Source organism: Roseateles aquae, from assembly GCF_032337115.1.
Taxonomy (GTDB): Bacteria; Pseudomonadota; Gammaproteobacteria; order Burkholderiales; family Burkholderiaceae_C; genus Roseateles_C; species Roseateles_C aquae.
In genome coordinates this window covers 238,662-263,652 of the sequence record NZ_JAVXZY010000007.1, presented here as the reverse complement: position 1 = coordinate 263,652, position 24,991 = coordinate 238,662, and the positions used below count along the sequence as shown (strand labels likewise).

General features: G+C 68.9%; 29 protein-coding genes. 17 read left to right on the top strand and 12 right to left on the bottom strand.

Annotated features, from left to right (window positions below):
- Positions 1–81: 81 nt before the first annotated feature.
- Both ampC and RQP53_RS17550 read left to right on the top strand, forming a co-directional pair.
- Positions 82–1,275, top strand: coding sequence for a class C beta-lactamase (gene ampC, locus RQP53_RS17555; RefSeq protein ID WP_434064114.1), 1,194 nt, complete (start codon positions 82–84; stop codon positions 1,273–1,275).
- 108 nt (positions 1,276–1,383) lie between these two features.
- Positions 1,384–1,800 carry a VOC family protein gene (locus tag RQP53_RS17550; protein ID WP_315651975.1) on the top strand — a complete coding sequence of 139 codons (417 nt, stop codon included), beginning with the start codon at positions 1,384–1,386 and terminating at the stop codon, positions 1,798–1,800.
- Between the two features lie 283 nt (positions 1,801–2,083).
- On the opposite strand, the gene RQP53_RS17545 is transcribed toward RQP53_RS17550, so the two are convergent.
- Both RQP53_RS17545 and RQP53_RS17540 read right to left on the bottom strand, forming a co-directional pair.
- Positions 2,084–2,302, bottom strand: a complete 219-nt coding sequence (locus RQP53_RS17545) for a hypothetical protein (protein ID WP_315651974.1) — start codon at positions 2,300–2,302, stop codon at positions 2,084–2,086.
- A 141-nt stretch (positions 2,303–2,443) separates the two neighbouring features.
- On the bottom strand, positions 2,444–3,094 hold the full coding sequence (locus RQP53_RS17540; RefSeq protein ID WP_315651973.1) for a pyridoxamine 5'-phosphate oxidase family protein: 651 nt from the start codon (positions 3,092–3,094) through the stop codon (positions 2,444–2,446).
- Positions 3,095–3,203: 109 nt separating this feature from the next.
- Here RQP53_RS17540 and RQP53_RS17535 point away from each other — a divergent pair, with 109 nt between their 5' ends.
- The 4 genes from RQP53_RS17535 (at position 3,204) to RQP53_RS17520 (ending at position 6,771) form a co-directional block, all read left to right on the top strand.
- The gene (locus RQP53_RS17535; protein WP_315651972.1) at positions 3,204–3,593 is read left to right on the top strand and encodes a VOC family protein; all 390 of its coding nucleotides are present in this window, start codon (positions 3,204–3,206) and stop codon (positions 3,591–3,593) included.
- A gap of 47 nt (positions 3,594–3,640) precedes the next feature.
- Positions 3,641–4,147: a hypothetical protein gene (locus RQP53_RS17530; protein ID WP_315651971.1), complete on the top strand. Its 507-nt coding sequence runs from the start codon at positions 3,641–3,643 to the stop codon at positions 4,145–4,147.
- 40 nt (positions 4,148–4,187) lie between these two features.
- Positions 4,188–5,420, top strand: coding sequence for a DUF1444 domain-containing protein (locus RQP53_RS17525; protein WP_315651970.1), 1,233 nt, complete (start codon positions 4,188–4,190; stop codon positions 5,418–5,420).
- A gap of 115 nt (positions 5,421–5,535) precedes the next feature.
- Complete coding sequence (locus tag RQP53_RS17520) at positions 5,536–6,771, top strand: sensor domain-containing phosphodiesterase (protein WP_315651969.1); 1,236 nt, start codon at positions 5,536–5,538, stop codon at positions 6,769–6,771.
- Positions 6,772–6,780: 9 nt separating this feature from the next.
- Here the strand turns inward: RQP53_RS17520 and RQP53_RS17515 are convergent, their stop codons facing one another.
- Positions 6,781–7,680, bottom strand: a complete 900-nt coding sequence (locus tag RQP53_RS17515) for a TIGR02285 family protein (protein WP_315651968.1) — start codon at positions 7,678–7,680, stop codon at positions 6,781–6,783.
- 153 nt (positions 7,681–7,833) lie between these two features.
- On the opposite strand from RQP53_RS17515, the gene RQP53_RS17510 reads away from it, so the two are divergent.
- Positions 7,834–8,943: a threonine aldolase family protein gene (locus RQP53_RS17510; protein WP_315651967.1), complete on the top strand. Its 1,110-nt coding sequence runs from the start codon at positions 7,834–7,836 to the stop codon at positions 8,941–8,943.
- An 18-nt stretch (positions 8,944–8,961) separates the two neighbouring features.
- Here the strand turns inward: RQP53_RS17510 and RQP53_RS17505 are convergent, their stop codons facing one another.
- Positions 8,962–9,390, bottom strand: a complete 429-nt coding sequence (locus tag RQP53_RS17505; protein WP_315651966.1) for a helix-turn-helix domain-containing protein — start codon at positions 9,388–9,390, stop codon at positions 8,962–8,964.
- An 82-nt stretch (positions 9,391–9,472) separates the two neighbouring features.
- Here RQP53_RS17505 and RQP53_RS17500 point away from each other — a divergent pair, with 82 nt between their 5' ends.
- The 5 genes from RQP53_RS17500 (at position 9,473) to RQP53_RS17480 (ending at position 14,856) form a co-directional block, all read left to right on the top strand.
- Entirely contained in the window at positions 9,473–9,973 is a 501-nt protein-coding gene (locus RQP53_RS17500; protein WP_315651965.1) for a DUF2938 family protein, read from the top strand.
- A gap of 97 nt (positions 9,974–10,070) precedes the next feature.
- The gene (locus tag RQP53_RS17495; protein ID WP_315651964.1) at positions 10,071–10,664 is read left to right on the top strand and encodes an NAD(P)H-dependent oxidoreductase; all 594 of its coding nucleotides are present in this window, start codon (positions 10,071–10,073) and stop codon (positions 10,662–10,664) included.
- A 3-nt stretch (positions 10,665–10,667) separates the two neighbouring features.
- Positions 10,668–10,904: a DUF2798 domain-containing protein gene (locus RQP53_RS17490; RefSeq protein WP_315651963.1), complete on the top strand. Its 237-nt coding sequence runs from the start codon at positions 10,668–10,670 to the stop codon at positions 10,902–10,904.
- Between the two features lie 108 nt (positions 10,905–11,012).
- Positions 11,013–13,067, top strand: coding sequence for a phosphate transport regulator (locus tag RQP53_RS17485; protein WP_315651962.1), 2,055 nt, complete (start codon positions 11,013–11,015; stop codon positions 13,065–13,067).
- A gap of 193 nt (positions 13,068–13,260) precedes the next feature.
- Positions 13,261–14,856, top strand: a complete 1,596-nt coding sequence (locus RQP53_RS17480) for a PEP/pyruvate-binding domain-containing protein (protein WP_315651961.1) — start codon at positions 13,261–13,263, stop codon at positions 14,854–14,856.
- Here RQP53_RS17480 and RQP53_RS17475 read toward each other — a convergent pair.
- From RQP53_RS17475 to ppk2, 4 genes are all read right to left on the bottom strand, one after another.
- Complete coding sequence (locus RQP53_RS17475) at positions 14,848–16,092, bottom strand: acetate/propionate family kinase (protein WP_315651960.1); 1,245 nt, start codon at positions 16,090–16,092, stop codon at positions 14,848–14,850. The two genes, RQP53_RS17480 and RQP53_RS17475, sit on opposite strands and share 9 nt — an antisense overlap.
- On the bottom strand, positions 16,089–17,480 hold the full coding sequence (locus RQP53_RS17470; RefSeq protein WP_315651959.1) for a bifunctional enoyl-CoA hydratase/phosphate acetyltransferase: 1,392 nt from the start codon (positions 17,478–17,480) through the stop codon (positions 16,089–16,091). Before RQP53_RS17470 ends, RQP53_RS17475 begins: the two co-directional genes overlap by 4 nt.
- 35 nt (positions 17,481–17,515) lie before the next feature.
- Entirely contained in the window at positions 17,516–18,358 is an 843-nt protein-coding gene (fabI, locus tag RQP53_RS17465; protein WP_315651958.1) for an enoyl-ACP reductase FabI, read from the bottom strand.
- Positions 18,359–18,492: 134 nt separating this feature from the next.
- Complete coding sequence (gene ppk2 / locus RQP53_RS17460; RefSeq protein ID WP_315651957.1) at positions 18,493–19,416, bottom strand: polyphosphate kinase 2; 924 nt, start codon at positions 19,414–19,416, stop codon at positions 18,493–18,495.
- Positions 19,417–19,578: 162 nt separating this feature from the next.
- Here ppk2 and RQP53_RS17455 point away from each other — a divergent pair, with 162 nt between their 5' ends.
- Positions 19,579–20,484: an alpha/beta fold hydrolase gene (locus RQP53_RS17455; protein ID WP_315651956.1), complete on the top strand. Its 906-nt coding sequence runs from the start codon at positions 19,579–19,581 to the stop codon at positions 20,482–20,484.
- On the opposite strand, the gene RQP53_RS17450 is transcribed toward RQP53_RS17455, so the two are convergent.
- The 4 genes from RQP53_RS17450 to RQP53_RS17435 all read right to left on the bottom strand — a co-directional run bounded on the left by RQP53_RS17450 (position 20,449) and on the right by RQP53_RS17435 (position 23,072).
- Entirely contained in the window at positions 20,449–21,129 is a 681-nt protein-coding gene (locus RQP53_RS17450; RefSeq protein ID WP_315651955.1) for a sulfate/molybdate ABC transporter ATP-binding protein, read from the bottom strand. The genes RQP53_RS17455 and RQP53_RS17450 overlap by 36 nt on opposite strands.
- Before the next feature lie 25 nt (positions 21,130–21,154).
- On the bottom strand, positions 21,155–21,823 hold the full coding sequence (gene modB, locus RQP53_RS17445) for a molybdate ABC transporter permease subunit (protein ID WP_315651954.1): 669 nt from the start codon (positions 21,821–21,823) through the stop codon (positions 21,155–21,157).
- 12 nt (positions 21,824–21,835) lie between these two features.
- Entirely contained in the window at positions 21,836–22,606 is a 771-nt protein-coding gene (gene modA / locus RQP53_RS17440) for a molybdate ABC transporter substrate-binding protein (protein WP_434064112.1), read from the bottom strand.
- An 88-nt stretch (positions 22,607–22,694) separates the two neighbouring features.
- A complete protein-coding gene (locus RQP53_RS17435; RefSeq protein ID WP_315651953.1) occupies positions 22,695–23,072 on the bottom strand; it encodes a winged helix-turn-helix domain-containing protein in 378 nt (125 codons plus the stop codon).
- Positions 23,073–23,233: 161 nt separating this feature from the next.
- On the opposite strand from RQP53_RS17435, the gene RQP53_RS17430 reads away from it, so the two are divergent.
- From RQP53_RS17430 to RQP53_RS17415, 4 genes are all read left to right on the top strand, one after another.
- The gene (locus RQP53_RS17430; protein WP_315651952.1) at positions 23,234–23,641 is read left to right on the top strand and encodes a DUF2946 domain-containing protein; all 408 of its coding nucleotides are present in this window, start codon (positions 23,234–23,236) and stop codon (positions 23,639–23,641) included.
- A gap of 210 nt (positions 23,642–23,851) precedes the next feature.
- A complete protein-coding gene (locus RQP53_RS17425) occupies positions 23,852–24,058 on the top strand; it encodes a hypothetical protein (RefSeq protein WP_315651951.1) in 207 nt (68 codons plus the stop codon).
- The gene (locus RQP53_RS17420; protein ID WP_315651950.1) at positions 24,052–24,531 is read left to right on the top strand and encodes a copper chaperone PCu(A)C; all 480 of its coding nucleotides are present in this window, start codon (positions 24,052–24,054) and stop codon (positions 24,529–24,531) included. Before RQP53_RS17425 ends, RQP53_RS17420 begins: the two co-directional genes overlap by 7 nt.
- A gap of 27 nt (positions 24,532–24,558) precedes the next feature.
- Complete coding sequence (locus RQP53_RS17415) at positions 24,559–24,948, top strand: hypothetical protein (protein WP_315651949.1); 390 nt, start codon at positions 24,559–24,561, stop codon at positions 24,946–24,948.
- Positions 24,949–24,991 lie beyond the last annotated feature (43 nt).

The window sequence follows — 24,991 nt, the reverse complement described above, 5'->3', positions numbered from 1 at the left end:
CTGCCGATGGCGCCGGCATGTGTATGCCCATCGGCATGGCAAGTGCGAACTGCGAGACTCGCCGCCATGAAATTTCAGCCCATGCCCCAGACACTCTCTCGTCGACAACTCTGCCAGCACGCGCTGGCTGCCGGCCTGGCGCTGGTGGCGCCGCTCGGTGCCGGCGCCACCAGCACCACCACCGCGGATAGCGCCGAGGCGCTGCGCGCCAGCATCGATGTCATCATCCAGCCGCTGATGGCACGCTATGACATCCCCGGCATGGCCGTTGCCTTGAGCATCGAGGGCCGGGCTCAGGTCTTCAACTACGGGGTGCGAGCGCGTGACAGCCAGGCGCCGGTGAACGACGCGACGATCTTCGAGATCGGCTCGGTCAGCAAGATGTTCACCGCGACGCTGGCCGCCTATGCCGAGGCCAGTGGCAAGCTGGCGCTGCGCGATCATCCGGGGCGCTATGTCGCGGCGCTCAAGGGCAGCGCTATCGACAAGGCCAGCCTGCTGCATCTGGGCAGCTACACGGCCGGCGGCCTGCCCTTGCAGTTTCCCGATGGCGTGAAGGACGATGCGGACGCCCTGGCCTACCTGCAGCGCTGGAAGCCGGCAGCGCGGCCGGGGTCGCAGCGGCTCTATTCCAACCCCAGCATCGGCCTGCTGGGGGCGGCCACCGCGGCGGCGATGCAGGGGCGTTTTGCGCTGCTGATGGAAAAGCAGATCTTTGCGCCTTTGGGCATGCGCCACAGCCATCTGCATGTGCCCGCCGAAGCGATGGCGGACTACGCCTGGGGCCATCGCCAGGGCCGGCAGGTGCGGGTGAATCCGGGCCCGATGGACGAGGCGACCTATGGGATCAAAACGACGGCGGCCGATCTGCTGCGCTTCGTGCAGGCCCAACTCGACCCGGCCGCGCTGGACGCGCCACTGCGGCGCGCTGTCGAGACGACGCAGATCGGCCAGTTCCGCGTCGGCCACATGGTGCAGGGCTTTGGCTGGGAGCAGTTCCCCTATCCGCTGTCTCGCGAACTGCTGCTGGGCGGCAATGCCGAGGAAATCTATTTCGACCCCAACCCGGTGCAGGCCGTGCCGGCGCAGCCCGCCAGCACGCCGCGCCTGTTCAACAAGACCGGCTCCACTGGCGGCTTTGGCGCCTATGTGCTGTTCGTGCCAGCAAAGCGCATCGGCATCGTGATACTGGCCAACCGCAGCTACCCGATTCCTGCCCGTGTCGAGGCGGGCTATGCGATTCTTGAGAGCCTGGCGCCCAGCCCGCAGGACTGAAGGATCTTTCGCGGCGCTTGTCGAATGCGGCAGGTTTGCTTCGTCGTGGGGGTGGTGCCGGGCGATGCTGCCCATTCGCCCCATTCGTTCACCTCACCGGAGGCCCCCATGAGCAAGAGGATCTTCATCAGCCTGCCCGTCAATGACCTGAGTGCCTCGATCGCCTTCTACAAGGCCCTGGGCTTTGAGCAGAACCTGCCCTTCAGCGACGACACGGCGGCCGGCATGATCTGGAGCGAGGCCATCCATGTGATGCTGCTCAGCCATGCCAAATGGCGCAGCTTCACCGAGCTGCCCCTGCCGCCCGCGGGCACGGCGGGGCATATGCTGAATTTGTCGCTGGACAGCCGTGAGGCGGTCGATCAGATGAACCAGGCGGCCGCTGCCCATGGTGGGCGGGCCGACGTGAACCCGGTGCAGGACCACGGCTTCATGTACAGCCGCGATCTGGCCGATCCCGACGGCCATCTGTGGGGCGCCTTCTGGATGGACCCGGCGGCGATGCCGGGGGCGGACAGGGCTTAGGGAAGGTCTGCATAAGTCGGCGTGGGCCGTGGCAAGCACCGGCCAAGGCCTGCCTAGGCGCGAGCCGCAGCTCAGGCTGGTGGCCTGCGCAAGGCTCGTAACACCGGCAGGGTTTGGCTGGTGCTTGCCCTGCGGGTTGGGAGAAGTGGGGCCCCCACGGGCGTTGCGCTGCTCGGCTGTCGGGCCACCAGCCCGACCTGCGCAGCGCGCCTACGTGGCAGCCCCATTTCTCTCAACCACGGCCCACGCCGACTTATGCAGACCTTCCTTAGGCAGACCGGTCTCAGAACCAGCGCCGCTCGACGCGCGCGTCAAACTGCTGCTCGACAGCCATCCACTCTTCCAGCGTCGACTCGGTGACCTCCAGCCCGTCAATGCGCGGCTGCACCAGGCCGGCGACCGGTTGCAGCAGCTTGGTCCAGCTGCCGGCGTTGCGCCGGATCAGGCCGGTCAGTCCGCCTTGGGAGAGGAGATTCTCGGGGGGCTGGATGTAGGGGGTCATGGGGGCCTCGGTGCTGCAACTGCGTTATGGGCAGTGTCGGCCGACTCCGGCAAAACCCGTAGTCCCCCCTTTGGCTGACGCGGGCCGGGGGCACTTCCCCCTTTTGGGGGATGAATCCGAAAACCGAGACTTTCCCAAGCCTCAATAGAAGCCGACACGCTGGCGGTAGCGCTCCTCACGTTCCCGGTCGTACAGCTCGGCGTCAAAGCTTTCTCCCTGGATGGCGCGATGCACCTCGCCGCCGGTCGGCATCTTGGCGGGGTCGACAAAGCGCTGGGCGTCCCAGAACTGCGAGCGCAAGAAAGCCTTGGAGCACTGCGTGTAGGCCTCTTCGATGTCGACCAGGATGCCGAGCTTCGGGGCCTTGCCCTCGACGGCGCTGGGCGCCAGCAGCTCGGCGTCGACGGTGATTGTTGCGCGGCCATTGACGCGGAAGGTGTCGCTGACGCCGGGCACGATGAAGAGCAGGCCGATATGCGGATTGGCCAGGATGTTGCGCAAGGTATCGGCGAGGCGGTTGCCGGGCCGCTCGGGGATCAGCAGGCAGCGATCGTCCAGGATGCGCACAAAGCCGGCCGGATCGCCGCGCGGGCTGAGGTCGCAGCGGCCATCGGCGTCGCTGGTGGCCAGGCAGACCAGTGGTGAGCGTTCGATATAGCGGCGCGTCATCACGTTCAGCCGGTCGCTGATCTTGGCGCAGACCAGGGCGTTGGGTTCGCCCAGCAGCTCGCGCAGCTGGGCCTCGCTGCTGATCAGATGCGGGCTGTGGCGGTGGGGGGCGGCTACGCTCATCGGTGTCCTGGGCTCTGTGGGGAAGGCACGAGCGGCCATTGTGCGATGGCCGCCGCGGGCAGGGGCAGTGCCGTCCTACACTCCCGGGGCCAGCACCCAGGAGGCTTCCATGGATCTTGCCAATGCGTCGATAGGCCAGCTGATGATCCCCGTCGAGGATCTGGACCAAGGCGTCGCTTTCTACCGCGATACCTTGGGCCTGCCCTTTCTGTTCATGGCCCCGCCCCAGATGGCCTTCTTCATCTGCGGCGCGGTGCGCCTGCTGGTCGGAGTGCTGCCGCCCGGTCAGCCGCGCGCCCGAGCGTCGGCCATCTACTTCAGGGTTGACGACATCGAGGCGGTGGCGGCTGCGCTGGTGGCCAAAGGCGTCGTCTTTGCGGCGCCACCGCACATCGTTCACCGCACCGCCAGCACGGCGCTCTGGCTGGCCAATTTCAATGACCCGGATGGCAATCCGCTGGCGTTGATGTGCGAGCTGCCGCTAGCCGCAGCCGCCTGAGCCTGGCGCAAGAAACCGCGCCCAAAGATTTTGACGAGGAGACGACGATGAAGCTGGAATTGAATTCGCTTCGCAAGCATTGGTTCTTGTTGTTGGCGCCGCTGATCGTGGCGGTGGACTGCCATGTCGGCCTGAGCAGCCGTGGCGCCGTCGACCGCCTGATCGAGGCCGGCCTGTTGTTCGATCTGGCGGCAGTGGTGCCCGGTCTTTACTGGCTGTGCTATCGACGCCGCGGTCGGCCGGCCCTTGTGCGCGCCGTGGCGCTGGCCTGCCTGGGCGTCTGGGTGGCGCTGCAGCTGGTGCCCGAGCCGGAACGCGATCTTCTGAACTACGCCGCGCCGCTGCGCTATCTCGGCCTGGCTGCCTTGTTCTGGTTCGAGCTGGCGCTGGGTCTGGCCGTCTATCGCAGCATCTTCAAGGGCGCGTCCACCGAGCAGGCGCTTGCCCAGGCACCCAAGGATTTGCCGCCCTGGGTGGCCAAGCTGATGGCGCTGGAGGCCGGCCTGTGGCGGCGCGCCTGGTCGGTCATCAAGCGGCTGTTGCGCTGGCGCTGAGCCACTCGGTTTAGACAAGAAGATTGCTGGAGGGAAAGAGATGGGATTGTTCGACTGGCTGTTTGGTGCACCGACTCTGAAGCAAGTGGCCAAAGAGGTGGAGACCTGGCTGCGCCAGCAGCATGCCGAAGACATCTGCTTGAAGCTCGACATGGCCGAGATCACTGCGACGCTCAAGGGTCGTCCCTGCACCATCTATCTGGGCAATCTGCTGGCGGACTATCGAAACAGCCCGCGGGCAGGACGGGCGGCGCTGCTGGAACGCTTTCTCAGCGGAGTCACTGGCGACAACATGGTGCCGGTGCGCTGGGAGGATGCCAAGCCCTTGCTGATGCCGGTGGTGCGCGGGCGGATGGATCTCGGTCTGGGTGAACTGTCGGCACGGCGCACGCCGGTGGCAGAAAAACCTTTTTCTGGCACGCCTCATCGCCCTTTGGCGGCCGATCTGATGTCAGATCTGGTCGTTGCCCTGGTTTGCGATATGCCCACCTCGATGGCCTATGTCACTGAAGAGCATTTGCAGCAATGGCACCTGGGTTTTGACGAGGCCATGGAGCATGCGTTGCAGAACCTGCGTGGTCTGCCCGAGGCGCAGGGCTGGCGCGAGCTGTCTCCCGGCGTCTGGCTGGGGGAATGGGGCGACTCCTACGACAGTTCACGATTGCTACTGCCCGATCTGATCCACCGGCTGGGCGTGCCCGAGCCGGTGCTGCTGGCACCGTTTCGAAACGCCTTGATGGTCTGCAGCGCCCGTCAGCCTGCCGCCTTGTTGGAGATCGCGCAGCGTGTCACCGCGGCCATGGACGACAACCCGCGCTGGCTTAGCTTTGAGCCGCTACGTCTGGAAGGTAGTCAATGGCGTGCGCATACGCCGCCGCCCGAGGTTGCCGAGGCCTTGCGGGTACTGCAGCAGCGCAATCTGGGCGGCGCCTATGGTTCGCAGAAAAAGTTGCTGGACCATATTCACCAGGCCGCGCAGCAGGATGTTTTTGTTGCCAACTTTCAATTAGTTCGCCGCGATGCGGCACCTGAGCGGAGCTTTGCCGTCTGGAGCGAAGGCGTGGACACCTTGCTGCCGACTGCCGAGCTGATTGCCTTTGTGCTACCTCGGGACGGACAGCACGAACACTGGCTCGTCAGCTGGGCCGATGTGCAGGCGATTGCCGGGGCGCTGTTAGAGCCTGTTGACCTGCAGCCGCGTCGCCATCGCGTGCGCCGATTCCCCGACGCCGCGATGCTGGACCAATTGCGCGAGCGTGCGGTCGAACTCTGATGCCGGGCTGGCATAGCGCCCGCGCTTGTGCGACCATTGGCCTCACGCACCCTGCAGCCTTGGCACACCGTATGCCTGGGGCGCAGGGCAGAACTGCTGTTTTCGGAGGCCGCAGTTGCAAAAACTACTTGCTACCGCCATCGCGGCGGCCGTCAGTGGCACAACGCCGATCAGCGACGATACGGCGGGGCCGAGCCTGGCGCGCATCCTCTCGGCCATACGCACCCACCTGGGCATGGACGTTGCCTTCATCGCCGAGATCGTCGGTGGGCAGCGCGTGTTCCGCTATGTCGATGGCCATGAGCCCAGTGGCCTGGTGCGGCTAGGGGAGTCGGCGCCGGTGGAGGAGAGTTACTGCCAGCGCGTGCTCGACGGCCGGCTGCCGCCGCTGCTCACCGATGCCTGCCTGAACGCCGAGGCGCTGACCCTGGCCGCCACGCGTGCGCTACCGGTGGGCGCCCATCTGAGCGTGCCGATTCGGCTGCAGGACGGCCGGCTCTATGGCACTTTCTGCTGCTTCAGCCTGCGGCCGGACGACAGCTTGAACGAGCGCGACCTGGCGATGATGCGCGTATTGGCCGAGATGGCAGCCGCGCAGATCCAGGCCGAGCAGCAGGAGCGCGACGCCGTGCAGCAGATCGAGCGCCGGCTTGACGCGGTGCTGGGCGCCGACGGCCTGCGCATGGTCTATCAGCCCATCTGTGACGTGCAGGGCGGGCGCGTGCTCGGTTTTGAATCGCTGGCCCGCTTTGCCAGCGAGCCCTACCGGGCCCCCGATGTCTGGTTCTCCGAGGTGGCCCAGCTTGGCCGGCAAATCGAACTGGAGAGCCGCGCGATCCGGCTGGCGCTGATGGCGCTGGACGACTTGCCGTCGGAGGTCTATGTGGCCGTCAACGCCTCGCCGGACACCATCGTCAAGGGCGACTTCAGCCGATTGCTGGCCGGACAGCCGCTGCAGCGCGTCGTCGTTGAAATCACCGAGCACCGCGCGGTCGAGCGCTACGACGAGATCGCCGCCGTGCTGCGACCGCTACAGCGCGAGGGCCTGCGCATCGCCATCGATGATGCTGGCGCCGGCTACTCGAGCTTTCGCCACATCCTCAATCTGCAGCCCGAGATCGTCAAACTGGACATCAGCATCACACGCGCGATCGACACCGACCGTTCGCGCCGTGCGCTGGCCGCGGCGTTGTGCAGCTTTGCCGAGCAGACCGGCAGCAGCATCGTTGCCGAGGGCATAGAGACGCAGGGCGAGCTCGATACGCTCAAGGCCCTGGGCATCTCCCGCGCCCAGGGCTATCGGCTGGGCCGGCCGATGCCGCTGCAGCAGGCGCAGGCGCTGTTGCACTGAAGCAAAGAATTACTTGGCATGGCCGCGCTCGATGGCCACCAGTTGACGGTAGTTGTCAAGGTCTTCGGCCGGCAGCAGCGCCTCATAGTCGGCCTGCAACTGGGTCAGCGAGGCGCGCTGAGGGGGTAGCTGGTCGATGGCGGCAATCAAGGCACGGCCGGCCGGCGTGTTGGCGCAGCTGATCCGGGCCGCAATCAGATGGGCGGCTTCGGCGATGGGGTAGCGTTTGAAGCGCGTCCGTGTTTGCTGCCATTGCGCGTACTCCGAGGGGTAGGCGAGCGTGGCGTCAAAGCGGTCCACGGCCATCAGCCGTGGTGTGTCTGCGGAGAGCGAGCTGGTGGCCCATCGCACCACCGCCGGCGACGGTGTCTGGGCGGCGCGATCCAGCAGCTTGTCGATCGCGTCGCCAAAGCGGCGATTGGCAACGACACCGATACGCAGAGAGCGGGCTTGCAGCAAGCCATCAAGACTGAGGCGGCCGTCGTGGATCCATGTTGTTGCGGCGTCGCCGGCCCGTTCGGTCACGATCAGCTGCACGGGCAGCCCGTACAGATGCGCCTGCTGGGCAAACAGGCTGTAGCTGTCGCGCTCGCTGGTCTGCAGGCGGCTGATGGCACACAGCGGCTCGCCGCGTTTCATCAGCGCCTCGGTGCGGGTGGGGTTGCTGGTCTCGACGCGATGGCTGAAGCCAGGCAGGTCCGCGATCAGCTCACGCAGAAAGCGGTCATACAGCCCCTTGCCCTTGTCCGGCCCCGAGGCGATGTAGTAGGGCGGGTACTCAAACACCTGCCAGCGGATCAGCACCGCAGGCTCTGCAGCGGCCGCGCTGCCGGCCAGCGCCAGCAGCAGGCCTGCGACGCTGCCCGCCTTGACGCTACTGCTGCGCCCAAGAAGTTGCCAGTTCGACATCGACGACCTCGCAGATCAGGGAAACTGGCACAGCCTAGCGCCTTGGGGCGGCCTGCGCTAGGGATCGTTCGACAGCCTGTTGCACTCAAGCCGTCCACAGCGCTTGCTTTCCCGCCACCCCTGGCCAGCCCGTCAGTCTTCAGCAGGATCACCATGCCCAGCCCAATCAGCAGCAGTGCCGAGATCGCCCTCAGAAACAGCTGCAGCCGTTGGCTGCACGGCCACCGGCCTTGGCGCTCGATGCGCGAGTCGTTGCAGGCGCTGATCGAGCTGCCGGAGGCGAATCAGGCCTTGGACTTGTATGGCGAGGGCGCGCTGATGCAGGCGCTGGAGGCCCAGGTCGCGGCGCTGCTCGGCAAGCCGGCGGGGCGCTTCTTCCACAAGGGCGTGGCCTGCCAGCTGGCGGCCTTGCGGCTGTACTGCGTGGCAGGGCCTGAGCAGGGCAGCGTCGCGCTGCACCCGCAAAGCCATATCGCCATCGACGAGGCCGAGGCCTTCGAGGCGCTGCTGGGCTTGCGCGGCCTGCGCGTCGGCGGCGCTGATACACCGATCACGGTGGCCGATCTGCAGGCGCTGCCGGAGCGCCCGGAGTTGCTGGTGCTCGAGTTGCCGCTGCGCCGTGGCGGCTTTGTGCTGCCCAGCTGGGACGAGTTGCTGGCCATCAGCCGCTGGTGCCGCACGCACGGCGTCAAGCTGCATTTCGACGGCGCGCGGCTGTGGGAAGCGGCGCCGCATTTCGGCCGCTCGCTGGCCGAGATCGCGGCGCTGGCCGACTCGGTCTATGTCTCCTTCTACAAGGGCCTGGGGGGACTGGCTGGCAGCATGATTGTTGGCAGCGCCGACTTCATCGCTGCGTTGGCGCCCTGGCAGACGCGGCTGGCTGGCAACGTCTACACGCTCTACCCCTTTGTGCTCAGCGCCGTGGCCGGCCTGCGCGATCAGCTGCCGCGCATGGCCGCCTATCGTCAGCGTGCGCAGCAGCTCGCCGCGCGGCTGGCGGCCGAGCCGGGCTGGCAGGTCTGGCCGGCGCCACCGCAGACCAATTCCTTCCAACTGCACCTGCCCGCCGGCCCCGAGCGGCTGCGCGCGGCGCTGCTCGCATTTGCTGCCGAACAGGGGTTCTGGCTGGGCGCTCGCGCCGTCGCGTCGACGCGCCTGGCCGGCGGCGCGATGGTGGAAATCGTCATCGGCGATGCGGCCGAGGGCTGGAGCGACGGCGAGGCCCTCCTGGCCTGGCGCGCGGCGGTTGCTCAGGCCTGCTGAGCAGCCCCTCTCTGACCTTCAAGCGCGCCGCCGCGGCGCCAGCTTGGCCGGGCGCGCTTGCAGCGCCCCGGCGGCGGCAGCTTTGAGCAGGCGCTGGAACGAGGGGCATTGGGCGTGGCTGGGCGCCGGGCAGGCAGCGGCATGGCGCAGGCCCTCGCTCATCGCCTTCAGGCGCTTGATCAGCTGATCGAGTTCGTCGGCCTTGCCGGCCAGCATCTGGCGGTCGATCTGGGGGCCGCCCTCGCTGCTGAACATGCTGCGGATCTCGTCCAGCGAAAAGCCACCGGCCTGACCCAGGGCAATCAATGCCAGCTGGTCGAGCACCGCCGGCGCGAACTGGCGCCGGGCGCTGTCGCTGTCCAAGGAGCGGATCAGGCCCTTGCGCTCGTAGTAGCGCAATGCGGAGGCGGCCACGCCTGAGCGCTTGGCGACTTCGGAAATGTCCATGGAAGTGCTTGACTTGAAGTTGACTTCAACTTCTATAGTGAATTCAAGCGTCCCCGCCGTCAAGCCATCGAAGGAGATTTCCATGCCCGAATTCATCGTTATCAAGACCCTGGTCCATGCCGTCTGGCTCGGTGTGGCCGCCACCGCGCTGCTCGATCTCTGGTTGCTGCTGCTCAAGCGCCTGGGCGTGCCGACCGGCAGCTTTGCGCTGATCGGCCGCTGGGTCGGTCATATGCGGCGGGGCCGCTTCAGCCATCCGGCCATTGCCGCTGCCGCGCCGCTGCGCCATGAGCTGGCGCTGGGCTGGGCGGTGCATTACGCGGTCGGTATCGCCTTTGCCGCGGCCCTGCTGGCGCTGCAGGGGCCGGCCTGGCTGGCCGCGCCGCAGCCGCTGCCGGCCTTGCTGTTTGGCCTCGCCACGGTGGCGCTGCCCATGCTGGTGATGCAGCCGGCCATGGGCCTGGGCGTGGCGGCCAGCAAGACGCCGACACCGCTGCGCAACAGCCTGCGCAGCCTGGCCAATCACCTGATCTTTGGGCTCGGGCTCTATCTCACCGCTCTCGCGGCGCGGCTGCTGGCCTGAGTCCCACTTCTTCTCCTGTGCCCACGAGCGCGCGGATGTCCCGCTGGCGGAGCCCTGCCCAAGCGACGTCCTCTCAAAAGCCTCAAAGGATTTCACGATGAAACGCATCGCCATCATTTTTCATAGTGCCCATGGGCACACCGCCCATATCGCCCAGCAGGTGCTGCAGGGCGTGCAGCAGCAAGCCGGCGTGCAGGCCGAACTGTTGCGCGCCGAGGATCTCACCGCCCGGCCCGACGCACTGCTGGCCTATGACGCCTACATCCTCGGCTCGCCAACCTATCTGGGCGGCGTCTCGGGGCCGTTCAAGAGTTTCATGGATGCCACCGGCCGCCTCTGGCGCACGCAGGCGCTGCGCGGTCGGCTGGCGGCCGGCTTCACCGTCTCCTCGCTGCCGGCCGGCGACAAGCAGTCGACGCTGCTGTCGATGTTCGTGTTTGCGATGCAGCACGGGATGATTTGGGTTGGGAACCCCATCCTGCCCGAGCAGCATGAGGGTGTGCCGTACGAGCAGGCGGCGAACCGGCTGGGCTCCTGGTCGGGCCTGATGGCCCAGGCCGGCCATGGCGCGCCGGCCGACACCTTCCCTCCTGGCGACACCAAGACCGCACGGATGTTCGGCCGTCAGGTCGCTGCCACGCTGCTGCGCCTGGGCGAGCAGCAGGTGGCAGAAGCCGTTCTGGAGGGCTGAGCCATGCTGCCGCGCAAATACGCTCCCCTGGCCTTCGGTTTCATCGTCTCGGGCCTGATGTCCTTGCTGGTCTCCGGCATCTCGACGCTGCGCGTGATAGGTCTGGCGCCGGGTTGGTGGAGCCAGTGGCTGCACAGTTGGACCGCGGCCTGGCTGATCGCGTTTCCCGGCGTGCTGCTGGTGGCGCCTTTGGCGCAGCGTCTGGTTGAGCGCCTGGTGGCGTCGGGCGAGCCCCGCTGAGCTTGACCCAGCGCAAACGCCATCGCGGCGCCACAAATCGTTCACCGGCCTGTCATCGCGTGTCTTCCACACTCGCCCTGCCTTCAACTGGAGTGACGGGAGTTCGGGATGGACAAGGTGAATGCGCTGCTGGTGCTGGACGAGCCGGGCTTGTCGATGATGTCTCTGACCCTGCCGGCGCAGCTGACCGCGGCGCTGCAGGCCAATGACCAGCTCAAGCTCTATCTGACGCTGTTGCAGCAGGCGGTGCAGCATGCCCGTGAACCGGGCGTGGCCCTGCCCGATCTGGGCCGCGAGCTGGACCAGGCCGGCCTGAGCGGCGGCGAGGATGCCCACTGGTTGCAGGCCTGGCCGCGCCAGAGCGAGGAATCGCTGCAGGGCATACGGCTGCCCGACTGGACGCTGCTGGCCGGCCGCATGGCTGGCGCGTTGGCGCTGATGGCGCGGCCGCTGCAGGGCCAGCTGCCCAGCGACGACCCGCTGGCCCTGCGCATCGAGCACTGGCTGCACTGGCTGCGCGAGCAGCCGGGCGAGTACCTGACGACGGCGCAGATCGAGGCGCTGACACGCGGCCCGGCCAGCGGTGCCAAGCGCGCCGCGGCGGACCTCAGCGACAGCCTGCACCTCCTGGTGATGGACCTGCATCGCGGCCTGAACAAGCTGTCGGCCGAGGCGGCCGGCGCGGGCGGCGACATCGATGGCGCCCATGCCTGGAAACTGGCCGAGGACGGCAGCGACGAGCCGCGCGTGCGCGCCTTCATGCGTGGCGTCAACCGTACCCGGCCGCTGAAGTTCGACCATCCCGGCCTTGGCAGCTGCGCGACCCGCGATGGTGGGCGGCTTCTGATCCAGAACGATATCGGCACCAACGACGCCCATGTGCTGGTGCTGCAGGTCGAGACACCGCCGGGCCAGCCAGCGCAGATTCGCCTGACCTATTCCGATCTGCACACCCAGCGCTTTGCCTTCTTCCAGGAGCTGCTGGCCGAGGTTGGCGCCGACTGGGGGCCGGTGGCCGCCCGCGTGGCCGCGGGCCTGAATGCCGGCGCGGCCTTTCATGTCGGCACCGCCTGCTTTGTCGCCGCCGACGAGATCGCGCTGTGCGCCTGCCTGGAGGGCATCGGCGAGCGCATCGTCTTTCTGATCGACTGGAACCGGGCGCGCAAGCGGCTGCAGAACTTCGTCGACAAGCCGGCCGCCGTGGTCGTGCTCAAGCAGGCTGCGGCGCAGCGCTGGGGCCATATGGCCTGGTTGAAGGCGGGCGGCGAGCGCCTGGTCTGGGACGCGATGGCGGCCCAGGGCCCGGCCACCTTCCGCCTGGGCGACCGGCTCGACGATGTGCTCGGTGCGACGCCGGCGCGCGAGTTCCTTGTCGAGCTGCTGGCCCTGGCCCATCGCCACGCGCTGCAGCCGCAATCGACGGCCCTGCTGGCCGACGAGGCGCGTGCGCTCTTGGGCCGCCGGCTGCGCCAGCGCCATGGCGAGTTCGATGGCCTGGAGGAGCATGCCGGCCTGTGCCAGGCCCTGGCTCAGGCGCTGGCCGACGAGATCAACAGCCCCAGCCTGCAGCCCGACAGCGCCCGCGCGCTGGCCGAGCGGGCCAAGAAGTGGGAGCGCCGGGCCGACCATCTGGTCATCCGCGCCCGCCAGCTGGCCGACCGCGTGCCGCAATGGGCCTCGCTGGTGCACCAGCTGGAGCTGGGCGACGACGTTGCCGATGCGATCGAGGAGGCCTGCTTCGTCTGGCAGATGCTGGCCGAGTATGCCCATGAGCACGCACATCCGAAGGGGCAGCGCCCCTGGTCCGGCGAGGTGCAGCAGCCGCTCATGCTGTTGGCCGATACCGTGCTGCAGGCCACCCAGGACCACATCAAGGCGCTGGGCATCGCCCGCACGCTGGGCGAGGGAAGCGAGCCCGGCGATCACGACGAATTCCTGGCCGCCAGCTGGCGCGTGCTGCAGGCCGAGCGCCGCTCCGACGAGCTACACCGCCAGGTCCGCATGGCGCTGATTGCCGATGAACGCAGCCGCAGCGATGTGGTCGCCTTCCAGCTGGGCCTGGACCTCTCCGGCGCGCTGGAGCAGGCCGGCGATGCGCTGCTGCGCCAGGCCCATGCGCTGCGCGACCGCGCCTTCCGGCGCATCGACGCTGCTGGGAACTGACCACCCCCTACCGGCTTCGCCGGCCTTGCAGGCCGCGCCAGGCCCAAAGCCTGGCCCCTCGGCAGGCGCAAACGGCTGGCCGTTTGCGTCCGGCCTCAGCCCCTCAAAGGGGGCGCACCCGTAGGCCCGGCGGAGCCGGATCCTCGGGCGCCGCTGGAATGGAGCCTTGTGTCCAAAGTGATCGGAGGTATTGATGAATCAGCAATTGTTGAGTGCGCCGGTCTGCATCGCCTGCGGGCCCGAGACGGCCACGCCGCCGCCGGAGGCGATCGGCTTCAAGGCGCACAACCTGGCCCGCATGGCCGCGCTGGGCCTGGCCGTGCCGCCGGCCTTTGTGATCGGCACCGCCTGGTGCCAGCAGGCCGATGAGCTGACGCCGGCGCACTGGCTGCCGGCGCTGGCGGCCGTCGAGGCGCGCTGCGGACTGCGCTTCGGCGATCCACGCCGGCCGCTGCTGTTGTCGGTGCGCTCGGGCGCGCCGGTGTCGATGCCGGGCATGCTGGAATCGCTGCTCAATATCGGCCTGTGCGATGCCACGCTGCCCGGCCTCCTGCGCCGCAGCGGCAATCCGCGCCTGGCCTGGGACGCCTACCGCCGCCTGGTGGCCGGCTTTGGCACGGTCGTCTGGGGCCTGCCGATGGCGGCCTTCGAGGCCGATCTGGCGCGGGTGGCGCAGGGCCGGGCCGAGCGTGAGCTGGACTTCCTCGATCTGCGCGCGTTGACCCGCGCCCACCTGGACACGTTGCAGCGCTTGAGCGGCCGCAGCTTTCCGCAAAGCCCGCAGTTGCAGCTGCAGCAGGCCATCGACGCGGTGTTCGCCAGCTGGCAGTCCGACAAGGCGCGCGCCTACCGCGCGATGAAGCAGATCGACGAAGCCATGGGCACGGCCGTGACGGTGCAGGCCATGGTCTTCGGCAATGCCGGCGGCTGCTCCGGGGCCGGCGTGGGCTTCACCCGCCATCCGTCCAGCGGCGTGCCCGAGCCCTGGGTCGACTTTTTGTTCAACGCCCAGGGCGAGGATGTGGTCTCGGGCCGACGCAGCGTGGCCGGCCAGGCCTTGCTGCAGGACCGCGCGCCGCATCTGTGGGGCGAGCTGGTCGAGGTCTGCCGCCGGCTGGAGCAGGCCCTGGGCGATATGCAGGACATCGAGTTCACCGTCGAGCAGGGCAAGCTCTGGATGCTGCAGACGCGCACCGGCAAGCGCAGCGTGCAGGCGCAGGCGCGCATCGCGCTGGACCTGCTGGACGAAGGGCTGATCACTCGTGACGAGGCGCTGCGCCGCAGCGCCGGCCTGGATGCCAAGACGCTGGCCCTGACCGAGCTGGTCGGCAACGGCGTGGCGCCGCAGCAGGCGATTGAGCCGCTGGCTTGGGGTGCTAGCGCCTCACCCGGCGTGGTCGTCGGTGAGATTGCGTTTGACGAGGCGCGGGCGCGCGAGCGCCATGCCGCCGGCGTGCCGGTGCTGCTGCTGCGCCAGGATGCCGAGACGGCCGATATCGCCGCGCTGGAATTGTCCGAAGGCCTGCTGACCAGCCGCGGCGCGCGCACCTCGCATGCGGCGGTGATCGCGCGCCAGCTGGGCAAGGTCTGCATCGTTGGCTGTACGGCGCTGCGCCTCGATGCAGCACGTGGTGAGGCCCGCATTGGCGACCGGCTGCTGCGCGCCGGCGAGGTGCTGACGCTGGACGGCAATACCGGCGCCGTCTATGCCGGCGAGCTGGCCCTGCAGCGCCGCGTGCCGGACGGCCTGCTGGAGCGGCTGCAGGCGCTGCGCAGCGCCTCAGACTGAGAGCGTAGACGCCGCGCGCTGGGCCGGGGCGCTGCGCGCCTCGGCGTCCAGCCAGCGCCAGGCGGCGCTGGCGGCAACGCGGCCCTCGTCGGTTGGCACCAGCCAGACCTCAACCGCGCTGGTGCTGCTGTGCAGCGCCTGCACGCCCTGGCCGCTGGCCGCGGCATTGCGCTGGCGGTCCAGCTGCAGGCCGAGGAAACCGAGGCTGTCGCACAGCGCCTCGCGCACGCCGGCATCGTGCTCGCCGATGCCGCCGGTGAAGGCCAGCAGGTCTAGCCCTTGCAACGGCGCCAGCAGTGCGGCGGCCTCGCGGCGCAGCCGGTGGCAGAACAGCGCAATCGCCTCGGCGGCGGCCGCTTCGGGGCTGGCACGCAGGGTGCGCATATCGGCGCTGAGGCCGGACACACCGAGCAGGCCCGAGGCCTTGTACAGCGTCTGCTCCAGCCGCTCGACGCTCCAGCCCTGGCGCAGCAGATGCAGCAGCGCGCCGGGGTCGACGGCGCCGCTGCGGCTGCCCATCATCAGCCCGTCCAGCGCCGAGAAGCCCATCGAGCTGGCGATGGAGCTGCCGTCCAGCGTTGCGCAGACGCTGGCGCCGTTGCCCAGATGGGCGAGGATGGCGCGGCCACGCGAACGCCGGCTGTGCCGCGCCAAGGTCTCGCTGAGGTATTGGTAGGACAGGCCGTGAAAGCCATAGCGGCGCAGGCCCTGCGCACGCAGCGCCCGTGGCAGCGGCAGCCATTGCTCGACGGCCGGCTGCTCGGCATGGAAGGCGGTGTCAAAGCAGCCGATCTGCGGCAGCCGCGGCAGCAGCCGGGCCAGCGCGTTGACGCCGGCCAGGTTGTGCGGCTGATGCAGCGGTGCCAATGGCGACAGGCTGTGCAGATACGCCATCGTGCCGGCATCGAGCCGGCAGGGCGCGACGCAGCGCTCGCCACCATGGACGATGCGGTGGGCAATCGCCAGCGGTAGGGCGCCCTGACGATCCAGCCGGGCCAGCAGATCGGCCAGTGCGGCGTCAAAGCTGTTGGTGTTAGCGCCGAGGTTCAGTGGCTCAGGCAGGCCGGGCAGCGGCTGCTGCTGGCGGTGCTGCGCCTGGCCGCCGGGTTGCAGCCCTTCGTAGCAGCCGGTCCACAGCGCTTTGCCCTCGCGGCCGTAGAGCCCGTACTTCAGCGACGACGAACCGGCGTTGACGGCCAGCACCGTGCCGCCATCGGCGCTTGCCGGCGCGCTCATGGCTGTTCCTCGGCCATCAGCCGGGCCAGCGCGGCCGAGGCGGCGCGGGACAGCGCGTTGTCGGCCCGGCTGGTCAGCGCGATCGGGATCTTGGCGCCCAGCACCACACCGCAGCTGGCCGCGCCGGCCAGGTATTCCAGCTGTTTGGCCAGCATATTGCCGGACTCCAGATCGGGCACCAGCAGGATGTCGGCCTGGCCGGCCACCGGGGATTGGATGCCCTTGACCGTGGCCGCCTCGGCGGAGATGGCGTTGTCAAAGGCCAGTGGGCCGTCGAGCAGCGCGCCCTGGATCTGGCCGCGATCGGCCATCTTGCACAGCGCGGCGGCGTCCAGCGTCGAGACCAGCCGGGGCGTCACTGTTTCCACCGCCGAGAGGATGGCCAGGCGCGGCTGGGCCACGCCCAGCGCATGGGCCAGGGCGATAGCGTTGCGGGCGATATCGGCCTTGTCTTCGAGGCTGGGGCGGATATTGATCGCTGCATCGGTGACCAGCACCGGCTTGGCATAGGTGGGCACCTCGAAGCGGAACACATGCGAGAGCCGCCGGCCGGTGCGCAGTGCCGGTTCGGCCAGCACGGCGGAGATCAGCTCATCGGTATGCAAGCTGCCCTTCATCAGCATCGCCACCTCGCCGGCGGCGGCCATCGCGGCGGCGGCCTGCGCGGCGGCATGGCTGTGCGCCGCGTCGTGCAGCTCCACGCCCTGCAGCGAGACGCCGGCACGTTCGGCGCAGGCCTGGATCTTCTCAACCGGGCCCACCAGCACCGGCACGATCAGGCCGCGCCGGCCGGCGTCGAGCGCGCCGCGCAGCGATTCCTCATCGCAGGGGTGGACGACGGCACAGCGCAGCGCCGTGCGCACATCCAGGCTGGCCAGCCAGTGCTGCAGCCGTGCCTCGGGGTCGAACAGATGCAGCTGCGGCAGCGCCACGCGCGGCAGGGCCAGCTTGTGGGTGGGCGCGCGCACCAGCGCCTCGCCGCTGACGACCAGCTCGCCATGCTGGTTCTGCACCGTGCAGTCCAGCCGCACGTTCTTGGTCTCGGCGTCGCAGTCGATCACCACCACCTCGACCAGCAGCGCATCGGCCAGCCGCACCGGGCGGTGGAAATGCAGGCTCTGGCCGATATAGATGGTGCCGGGCCCGGGGAACTCGGTGCCCAGCAGGCTGGAGATCAGCGCACCGGCAAACATGCCGTGGGCGATGACGCCGTGAAAGCGGCTGGCGTCGGCGTAGACGGTGTCCACATGCGCCGGGTTGATATCGCCGGAGACCAGCGCGAAGGCCTGGATGTCCTCCATGCTGATCACACGGCGCAGCGCGGCGCGCAGGCCCGGCGTCAGCTCGTCGAAGACGCGGTTCTCGATCAGTTCACCAGTTGCACCCATGGGGGCCTCCTTGTTGCTCGCTTTTTGCTGGTTGATCAACGCAGCGCGTGAACGCCGGCATCGACAAAAATCGTCTGCCCCGTCATGCCGGTGGCGCCGGGGCCGACCAGAAAGGCGGCGCAGGCGCCGATTTCATCGAGCGTGACCAGGCGGCGCAGCGGCGCACTGCTGCTGGCGTGGGCCATCAGCTGGTCAAACGCCACGAGGCCGGAGGCGGCGCGGGTGGGCACCGGCCCGGGCGACAGCGCATGCACGCGCACGCCCTGCGGGCCCAGCTCCACGGCCATATAGCGCACCAGCGCTTCCAGTGCCGCCTTCACCGGCCCCATCAGCCCGTAATGCGGCACCACGCCCTCGGCGCCCAGATAGCTCAGCGTCAGCAGCGTGCCGCCCTGGCGGGCGAGCGCCGGCTCGCACAGCCGGGCTAACTCTGAAAAAGAGTGGCAGGAGATGCGCATCGCCTGGTTGAAGCCCTCGGGCGAGCTGTCGATCACCCGGCCATGCAGATCGTCGGCCGGCGCCCAGGCGATGGCATGAACGACGAAGTCCAGCCCGCCCAGATGCTCCAGCGCATGGCGCACCATGGCCTCCATCTGGCCGGGCTGGCTGACGTCGCAGCTCAGCAGCGGCGCGTCAATCGCTTCGGCCAGCGGCGCCACATGGGGGCGCGCCTTCTCGTTCAGGCAGGACAGCACCAGGCGCGCACCCTGGGCCTGCATCTGGCGCGCGCAGCCCCAGGCGATGCTGTGCTCGTTGGCCACGCCGACGATCAGGCCACGCAGGCCCGCCAGTGGCAGGGCGGCGGCCTGCGGCTGGTCGGCGGTGAGAGGGATGGAGCCGGTGCCTTGCGGCTGGGCGGCGGTGCTGAGGGCGATCATGCGTAACTCCGGTAGCGGTGCTTGCCGCTACCTTCGCCGCTGCCGGTGACAGCCGCATGAAGGCTTGAAGACGGGTGCCTGTGGCTGATCAGCGAGCTTGCGCTGGATCAAGCCCGCTTGCGATTTGGGATCGCTCAGTAGCGCTCGGGCACGATCATCTCGGCCGGCACCGGCCGGCGGGCGTAATCGGCATGGCGCTCGCGCTGCGGCAAGAGCACGGCAGGACGCTGCACCTCGGTGTAGTCAAACTGGTCGAGCAGGTGCTGGATGCAGTTGAGCCGGGCGCGTTTCTTGTCGTCGGCCTGGACGATCCACCAGGGTGCCTCGGCGATATGGGTGCGCTCCAGCATGTCTTCCTTGACGCGGGTGTAGTCCTCCCAGCGGCGGCGCGATTCCAGGTCCATCGGCGACAGCTTCCACTGCTTCAGCGGATCGTGGATGCGGCCTAGGAAGCGCAGATGCTGTTCCTCGTCGCTGATCGAGAACCAGTACTTGAGCACGCGGATGCCGGAGCGCACCAGCATGCGCTCGAACTCGGGCACCGAGCGGAAGAACTCCTCGACCTCGTCTTCGCTGCAGAAGCCCATCACCCGCTCGACGCCGGCGCGGTTGTACCAGCTGCGGTCGAACAGCACGATCTCGCCGCCGGCCGGCAGCTGCGAGACATAGCGCTGGAAGTACCACTGGGTGCGTTCGCGGTCGTTCGGTGCCGGCAGCGCGACCACGCGGCAGACCCGCGGGTTCAGGCGCTGGGTGATGCGCTTGATCGCGCCGCCCTTACCGGCGGCGTCACGGCCTTCGAAAACGATCACCACCTTCTGCTTGGTCTCGGCGACCCAGTCCTGCAGCTTCACCAGCTCGCGCTGCAGGCGGAACAGCTGCTTGAAGTAGGCGACGCGTTCGGTGTGCTCGCTGTCGCCCTGGCGCTCGGCGGCATCGATCTCGCTGAGCGCCTGGTCGACCGAGCGGTCCTCGATCTCCATTTCCAGCTCTTCGTCATAGCCATCGAGCAGCTCGCGGCGGATGCGTTCGACCAGATCATCAGACACGGGGTTCATCGGCAGTCTCTCGGCATGGCGTGGCAGGGCGGGCGGTGGCGGCAGTCGCAGCGCGAGATGATGGGTGCGACAGATGACGCGGCGGTGACTGGCGCGTTTGCCGCCTTACACTGCGCTCGGCCCTGCAGTTCCGGCCTTTTCCTGCAGCTCCCGCATACCGCCATGATGCTCGCCGCAAACCACGCCGCAACGCTTCGCCTTGCCGATGGCAGGCAGCTCAGCTACCAGCAATACGGACTGGCCGGGGGGCGGCCGGTGCATTTCTTTCACGGATTTCCCAGCAGCCGGCTGCTGGCGGCCCTGGTGCATGAGCAGGCCTTGCGTGCGGGGGTGTGCCTGATCGCCGCCGACCGCCCCGGTTTCGGCCTGTCCAGCCCGGCGCCGGGGCGCAGCCTGCTGTCCTGGGCCGATGATGTTGTCGCGCTGGCCGATCATCTGGGCCATCAGCGGTTCGAGGTGGTGGGTGTGTCCTGTGGTGGCGCCTATGCCTTGGCCTGCGCGCATGCGCTGCCGCAACGGATCAGCCGTCTTGCGTTGCTGGCCGGCATGGGGCCGATGGATCTGCCGCAGATCCGGCGCGAGCAAATGCCGGCCTTGAAGCTGATGTTTGGCCTGGCACGGCTGCAGCCCTGGCTGATTGCGCCGCTATTGGCGTTGGACCGCAAGCTCTATCGCGGCAGTCCCGAGCGCGCCTTGAAGCTGGTGGCCGGCATGCTCAGCGCGCCTGATCAGGCGCTGCTGCGGGCCGAGCCTGGGCTCGCGGCGGGCTTCATCGCCAGCATGGCCGAGGCCTACCGGCAAGGCATTGGTGCGGCCATGGCCGAGGCCGCCTTGATCGCCGGGCCGCGCGGTTTCGAGTTGCAGCAGATTCGCCAAACGGTGCATATCCACCAGGGCGCTTTCGACCGCCATGTGCCGCCCGCCATGGGGCGCTATTTGGCCGCCCAGCTGCCCGCTGCGCGGCTGTTTGAGTACGCCGACGAAGGCCATCTGTCCATCATGTCGCGGCGCTTCGAAGCCAGCTTGCGGGCCTTAGCCGACCTCGACGATCCGGCCCTCACGCAGTAGCAGGCGCTGCTGGCCAAAGCGCAGCAGGTCCTGCTCGTCGTGGCTGATCAGCAGCACCGGGATGGCGAGGCGATCGAGCAGTTCGGCGAGCTCCTCGCGCAGGCGCTCGCGCAAGGCGCTGTCGAGTGCGGCGAAGGGTTCGTCCAGCAGCAGCGCGCGGGGTTGGGGCGCCAGCGCGCGGGCCAGCGCGGTGCGCTGGCGCTGGCCGCCGCTCAGCTGGGCCGGCTTCAGGCCGGCCACCGGCTGCAGCTCGAAGGCCTGCAGCCAGTGCTCCACGGAGGCTTCGCTGGCCGCACGCGGCGGATTGAAGAGGCCGCGGCGCAGGCCAAAGGCGATGTTCTGGCGCACATTCAGATGGGGGAACAGCGCGTAGTCCTGGAACAGATAGCCAAAGCCACGCGCGCGCGCCGGCAGGGCCAGGCCGGCGCTGCTGTCGAACAGGGGCTGGCCGGCAAAGACGATGCGCCCGCTGTCCGGCAGCAGCAGGCCGGCAATGGCCTGCAGGCACAGCGTCTTGCCGGCGCCCGAGGGGCCGTGGATCACCGTGCGGGGCGCCGTGCTGCTGAACTGGATGTCCAGCTCGAAGTGGCGGCCCTGGCCTTGCAGCCGCTTGTGAAAGCTGATCTCGAAGCCGGTGCTGTTCATGATCGCTGCTGCCTCATTCGGCCGCTCACTGCCCGCGCCGCTGCGGCGCCAGCCGGCCGGCGGCCAGGAGCACGGCGATGCAGCTGGCCGAGACGATCAGCACCAGCAGCTGGGCCGTGTCGTCCTGGCCGGCCTGCACCGCCTCGTAGACGGCGATGGACAGCGTCTGCGTCTGGCCCGGGATGCTGCCGGCCACCATCAGCGTGGCGCCAAATTCGCCCAGCGCGCGGGCAAAGGCCAGCAGCAGACCGGCGAGGATGCCGCGCCAGGCCAGTGGCAGCGTGACGCGAAAGAACAGCGCCGCCTCGCCCAGGCCGAGCACGCGGCCGGCCTGTTCCAGCTGCGGATCGACGCCCTCAAACGCGGCGCGGGCCGACTTCATCACCAGCGGGAAGGCGACGATGGTGGCGGCGATCACCGCACCCTGCCAAGTGAAGATCAGGTGGATGCCGAACTGCTCATGCAGCCAGCCGCCCAGCCAGCCGCGCCGGCCGATCAGCACCAGCAGGTAGTAGCCCAGCACCGTGGGCGGCAGCACCATGGGCAGGGTCAGGATCGCATCCAGCAGCTCGCGGCCGGCAAAGCGCCAGCGCGCCAGCGCCAGGCCGGCTGCGCTGCCCAGCAGCAGGTTCAGCGCCGTGGCCCAGCCGGCCACTTTCAGCGACAGCGCCAGCGCGACCCAGGCTCCCTCCATGCCGCAGTGCCTTCAGGGCTTCAGAAAACCATGGCGCGCCAACACCACCTGGCCGGCCGGCGAGAGCAGGTAGGCGATGAACTGGCCGGCCAGCTCGGCCCGGGCGCTGCCGGCAATGGCGGCCACCGGATAGCGGATCGGCGTCTCGGTCGGCACGGCGAACAGCACGCGCACCTTGTCCTTTTGCGCCGTGGCGTCGCTGCCATAGACAAAGCCGGCCTCGACCTCGCCCCGTGCCACATAGTCCAGCGCCTGACGCACATTGATCGCATAGACCGCCTTGGCCTCGACCACCGGCCACAGCCGGGCCGCCGCCAGCGCGCCCTTGGCATAACGTCCCGCTGGCACGCCTTCTGGCTTGCCCAGCGCGATGCGCTTGACCTCGGGGCGGGCCAGCTCGGCCAGGCTCTTCAACGCCAGGCCGCCCTCGGCCGGCGTGACCAGCACCAGACTGTTGGCGGCGAAATGGCGCCGCGTGCCTGGCTGCAACAGTTTCTGCGCTTCGGCCTTGTCCATGGTCTCCTGGTCGGCCGAGGCGAACACATCGACCGGCGCGCCCTTGCTGATCTGCGCCAGCAGCGCATCGGAAGCGGCGAAGTTCAGCAGCAGCTTGTGGCCCGGATGCGCGGCCTCGAAGGCGGGCGCCATCTCCTTGAAGGCATTGCTCAGGCTGGCGGCAGCGGAGACGGTCAGCTCGGCGGCGCTGCTGGCCATGCTGCTGAGCGCGAGCAGGCTGGTGATCAGCAGGCGGAGGGCCAGGGCGGAGCGGTGCAGGCGGGTCAAGCGTTCATCCTCGTGGCAGTGCTGCTTGCGCCTCCCATGCGCCCACAGTCAGCGCAATATACCGCAGTGCATAACGGTGGCGGCTGGCTCAGGGCGGCGCCAGCATCTTCAGCAGTTGGCGGATCTCGGTCTTGCAGGCCGCCTGGGCCTGGGCCTCGATGGCGCGGTACAGCGCGATCAGCTGCTGGCCGAACTCGGTCAGCTCGCTGCCACCGCCCTGCGCGCCGCCGCTGGCCGAGCGCACCGCCGGTTCGCGCAGCGCCTGGTTCAGCTCGTCGATCAGCAGCCAGGCGCGGCGGTAGGACATGCCCTGGGCCTTGGCCGCCGCGGTGATCGAGCGCGTCTCGGCCAGCGCTTCGAGCAGCGCGATCTTGCCCGGGCCGATGGCGATCACCTCGCCGGCAGTGACGCGGATGCGGAACTTGAAGCTGGCCGGGGCAGGGCGAGAGGGGGCGGGCTTGACCATGATGGGGTGATTACAGCATCAGCAGCGGCAACAGCGCCGGGGCTTGCCACTGCAGCTGGCATGGCACCGTGGCGTCGGGCCAGGACGCCCCAAAGAAGATCGAGCGACTTGGACCGCGACCGGGCTCGGCCGCTGGCTTGGCTGGCCCTAGAATGCCGCCCATGTTCTTCCGCCGCCGGCTCAAGCACCTGGTCTCCTGGATCGCCTCCTTGGCGATCCTGTTGGCTGCGCTCGCGCCGGCGCTGTCGCATGCGCTGCAGCGCGATGTGCCCGGCGGCTGGACGGAAATCTGCACCGTGACCGGCGCCAAGCTGGTCAAGACGGTCGATGCAAGGGCGGACACGGCCGATGCCGGGCAGCCGGCCTCTGATGACGCTGGCCTGCACGGCCTGAAGCACTGCCCCTATTGCGCCACGCACAGCACGGCGCTGGGCCTGCCCCCGGCGGCCGGTGCCAGCCCGCTGTTGCTCAGCGGCGGCGCTGAAGTTCCCGAGCTCTTCCTGCTCGCGCCGCGAACCCTGTTCGCCTGGGCCAGTGCCCAGCCGCGCGCACCCCCGCTGAAGGCCTGAAGCTCGACGACGGCTGAGACAGCGCTGCCAAGCGCTGGCCCGGCCGATGTTTCGTTGTCGACCCCGGGGCGGCCTGAGCCCCGCCGGGGCTTCAGGAGTTCAGCCCATGTTCTCGATCGAACGCGCACTGCGCGCGATGACTCATCTCAATATCGGCGCGTTGCTGGCGCTGGCCACCTGGTGGCTCCGCCACGCCGGGGTGGCGCCGTGATGCCGGCCGCTGATTCGGCGCTCTATTGGAGCGAGTTCGATTCCGCCTGGCACGCCATGGCGGGCGTGCTGGCCGCACTGGCTGCAGCGGCCGGCGCTGCCCTCACGCTGACCGGCGCCGCCGCGACCATCCAACACGAAGACCGGCCCTGCGCCTGTCAACTCGCCTTCGCTCAACCCCTCACCTACCGGGCCCATCCATGCTGAAGTTCACCCCAGCCCTGCTCACACTTTCGATCATCGTTGGCAGCAGCGCAGCTCAAGCCCAAGTCAGCGTCAAGGACGCCTGGGTGCGCGCCACCGTGGCGCAGCAAAAGGCCACCGGCGCCTTCATGCAGCTGACGGCTGGCGAGGACGGCAAGCTGGTGGCCATCAGTTCGGCGCTGACACCGGTCGTCGAGCTGCACGAGATGGCCATGGACAAGGACGTGATGAAGATGCGCCAGATCGCCACCTTGGCCCTGCCCGCCGGCAAGACGGTGGAGCTGAAGCCAGGCGGCTACCACGTGATGCTGCTGGACCTGAAGACCCAGCTGAAGCCGGGCGACAGCGTGCCACTGAGCCTGGTGTTCGAAGACAAGGCCGGCAAGCGCCAGACCGTCGAGGTGAAGGCCGAGGTGCGGGCGCTCAATGCAGGCGCAGCGGCCGCCCCGGCCGCACCCGACGGCCATCAGCACTGAGCCTGACTGCCCGACGCTGAAATCACCATGAGCACCCGGCCCGCCAGCTCACCGCCGCAGCGCCCCCGTCGCGCGGCCTGGCCGCGCCTGGGCGCCTGGTTCTTGATGCTGGCGCTGCTGGCCCTGCAAGTGCATGGGCTGCGCCACTACCAGGCCGACATGCTGGCGCTTGGCGTCTGCTCGGCCACGCCGGCGCTGGCCGCCACGGCCACTGGCAATGAGGGCTTGGTGGCAGCCGGCGAGCGCTGCGCGCAATGCTGCCTGCTGCATGAAGCCAGCCCGCTGCCCGTGCGGGCGCCGAGCCTGGCGATCAGATCCGCAACACCGCGGCCGGCCATGGTGGCCCGCAGCGCAGACCCGGCGCGGCTCACGCCGTGGCCGCGCAGCCGGCCACGCGGCCCGCCTGCCCAGGCCTGAGGGCCTCTTCCCCACAAGCAGCTGCACCGTGCTCGCCGGCAGA

What these genes read in the sequence shown, in the direction of transcription:
- ampC (WP_434064114.1), top strand. Translation starts at nt 82, where the DNA reads ATGCCCCAGACACTCTCTCGTCGACAACTCTGCCAGCACGCGCTGGCT.
- RQP53_RS17550 (WP_315651975.1), top strand. Translation starts at nt 1,384, where the DNA reads ATGAGCAAGAGGATCTTCATCAGCCTGCCCGTCAATGACCTGAGTGCC.
- RQP53_RS17545 (WP_315651974.1), bottom strand. Translation starts at nt 2,302, where the DNA reads ATGACCCCCTACATCCAGCCCCCCGAGAATCTCCTCTCCCAAGGCGGA.
- RQP53_RS17540 (WP_315651973.1), bottom strand. Translation starts at nt 3,094, where the DNA reads ATGAGCGTAGCCGCCCCCCACCGCCACAGCCCGCATCTGATCAGCAGC.
- RQP53_RS17535 (WP_315651972.1), top strand. Translation starts at nt 3,204, where the DNA reads ATGGATCTTGCCAATGCGTCGATAGGCCAGCTGATGATCCCCGTCGAG.
- RQP53_RS17530 (WP_315651971.1), top strand. Translation starts at nt 3,641, where the DNA reads ATGAAGCTGGAATTGAATTCGCTTCGCAAGCATTGGTTCTTGTTGTTG.
- RQP53_RS17525 (WP_315651970.1), top strand. Translation starts at nt 4,188, where the DNA reads ATGGGATTGTTCGACTGGCTGTTTGGTGCACCGACTCTGAAGCAAGTG.
- RQP53_RS17515 (WP_315651968.1), bottom strand. Translation starts at nt 7,680, where the DNA reads ATGTCGAACTGGCAACTTCTTGGGCGCAGCAGTAGCGTCAAGGCGGGC.
- RQP53_RS17510 (WP_315651967.1), top strand. Translation starts at nt 7,834, where the DNA reads ATGCCCAGCCCAATCAGCAGCAGTGCCGAGATCGCCCTCAGAAACAGC.
- RQP53_RS17505 (WP_315651966.1), bottom strand. Translation starts at nt 9,390, where the DNA reads ATGGACATTTCCGAAGTCGCCAAGCGCTCAGGCGTGGCCGCCTCCGCA.
- RQP53_RS17500 (WP_315651965.1), top strand. Translation starts at nt 9,473, where the DNA reads ATGCCCGAATTCATCGTTATCAAGACCCTGGTCCATGCCGTCTGGCTC.
- RQP53_RS17495 (WP_315651964.1), top strand. Translation starts at nt 10,071, where the DNA reads ATGAAACGCATCGCCATCATTTTTCATAGTGCCCATGGGCACACCGCC.
- RQP53_RS17490 (WP_315651963.1), top strand. Translation starts at nt 10,668, where the DNA reads ATGCTGCCGCGCAAATACGCTCCCCTGGCCTTCGGTTTCATCGTCTCG.
- RQP53_RS17485 (WP_315651962.1), top strand. Translation starts at nt 11,013, where the DNA reads ATGGACAAGGTGAATGCGCTGCTGGTGCTGGACGAGCCGGGCTTGTCG.
- RQP53_RS17480 (WP_315651961.1), top strand. Translation starts at nt 13,261, where the DNA reads ATGAATCAGCAATTGTTGAGTGCGCCGGTCTGCATCGCCTGCGGGCCC.
- RQP53_RS17475 (WP_315651960.1), bottom strand. Translation starts at nt 16,092, where the DNA reads ATGAGCGCGCCGGCAAGCGCCGATGGCGGCACGGTGCTGGCCGTCAAC.
- RQP53_RS17470 (WP_315651959.1), bottom strand. Translation starts at nt 17,480, where the DNA reads ATGGGTGCAACTGGTGAACTGATCGAGAACCGCGTCTTCGACGAGCTG.
- fabI (WP_315651958.1), bottom strand. Translation starts at nt 18,358, where the DNA reads ATGATCGCCCTCAGCACCGCCGCCCAGCCGCAAGGCACCGGCTCCATC.
- ppk2 (WP_315651957.1), bottom strand. Translation starts at nt 19,416, where the DNA reads ATGAACCCCGTGTCTGATGATCTGGTCGAACGCATCCGCCGCGAGCTG.
- RQP53_RS17455 (WP_315651956.1), top strand. Translation starts at nt 19,579, where the DNA reads ATGATGCTCGCCGCAAACCACGCCGCAACGCTTCGCCTTGCCGATGGC.
- RQP53_RS17450 (WP_315651955.1), bottom strand. Translation starts at nt 21,129, where the DNA reads ATGAACAGCACCGGCTTCGAGATCAGCTTTCACAAGCGGCTGCAAGGC.
- modB (WP_315651954.1), bottom strand. Translation starts at nt 21,823, where the DNA reads ATGGAGGGAGCCTGGGTCGCGCTGGCGCTGTCGCTGAAAGTGGCCGGC.
- RQP53_RS17435 (WP_315651953.1), bottom strand. Translation starts at nt 23,072, where the DNA reads ATGGTCAAGCCCGCCCCCTCTCGCCCTGCCCCGGCCAGCTTCAAGTTC.
- RQP53_RS17430 (WP_315651952.1), top strand. Translation starts at nt 23,234, where the DNA reads ATGTTCTTCCGCCGCCGGCTCAAGCACCTGGTCTCCTGGATCGCCTCC.
- RQP53_RS17425 (WP_315651951.1), top strand. Translation starts at nt 23,852, where the DNA reads ATGCCGGCCGCTGATTCGGCGCTCTATTGGAGCGAGTTCGATTCCGCC.
- RQP53_RS17420 (WP_315651950.1), top strand. Translation starts at nt 24,052, where the DNA reads ATGCTGAAGTTCACCCCAGCCCTGCTCACACTTTCGATCATCGTTGGC.
- RQP53_RS17415 (WP_315651949.1), top strand. Translation starts at nt 24,559, where the DNA reads ATGAGCACCCGGCCCGCCAGCTCACCGCCGCAGCGCCCCCGTCGCGCG.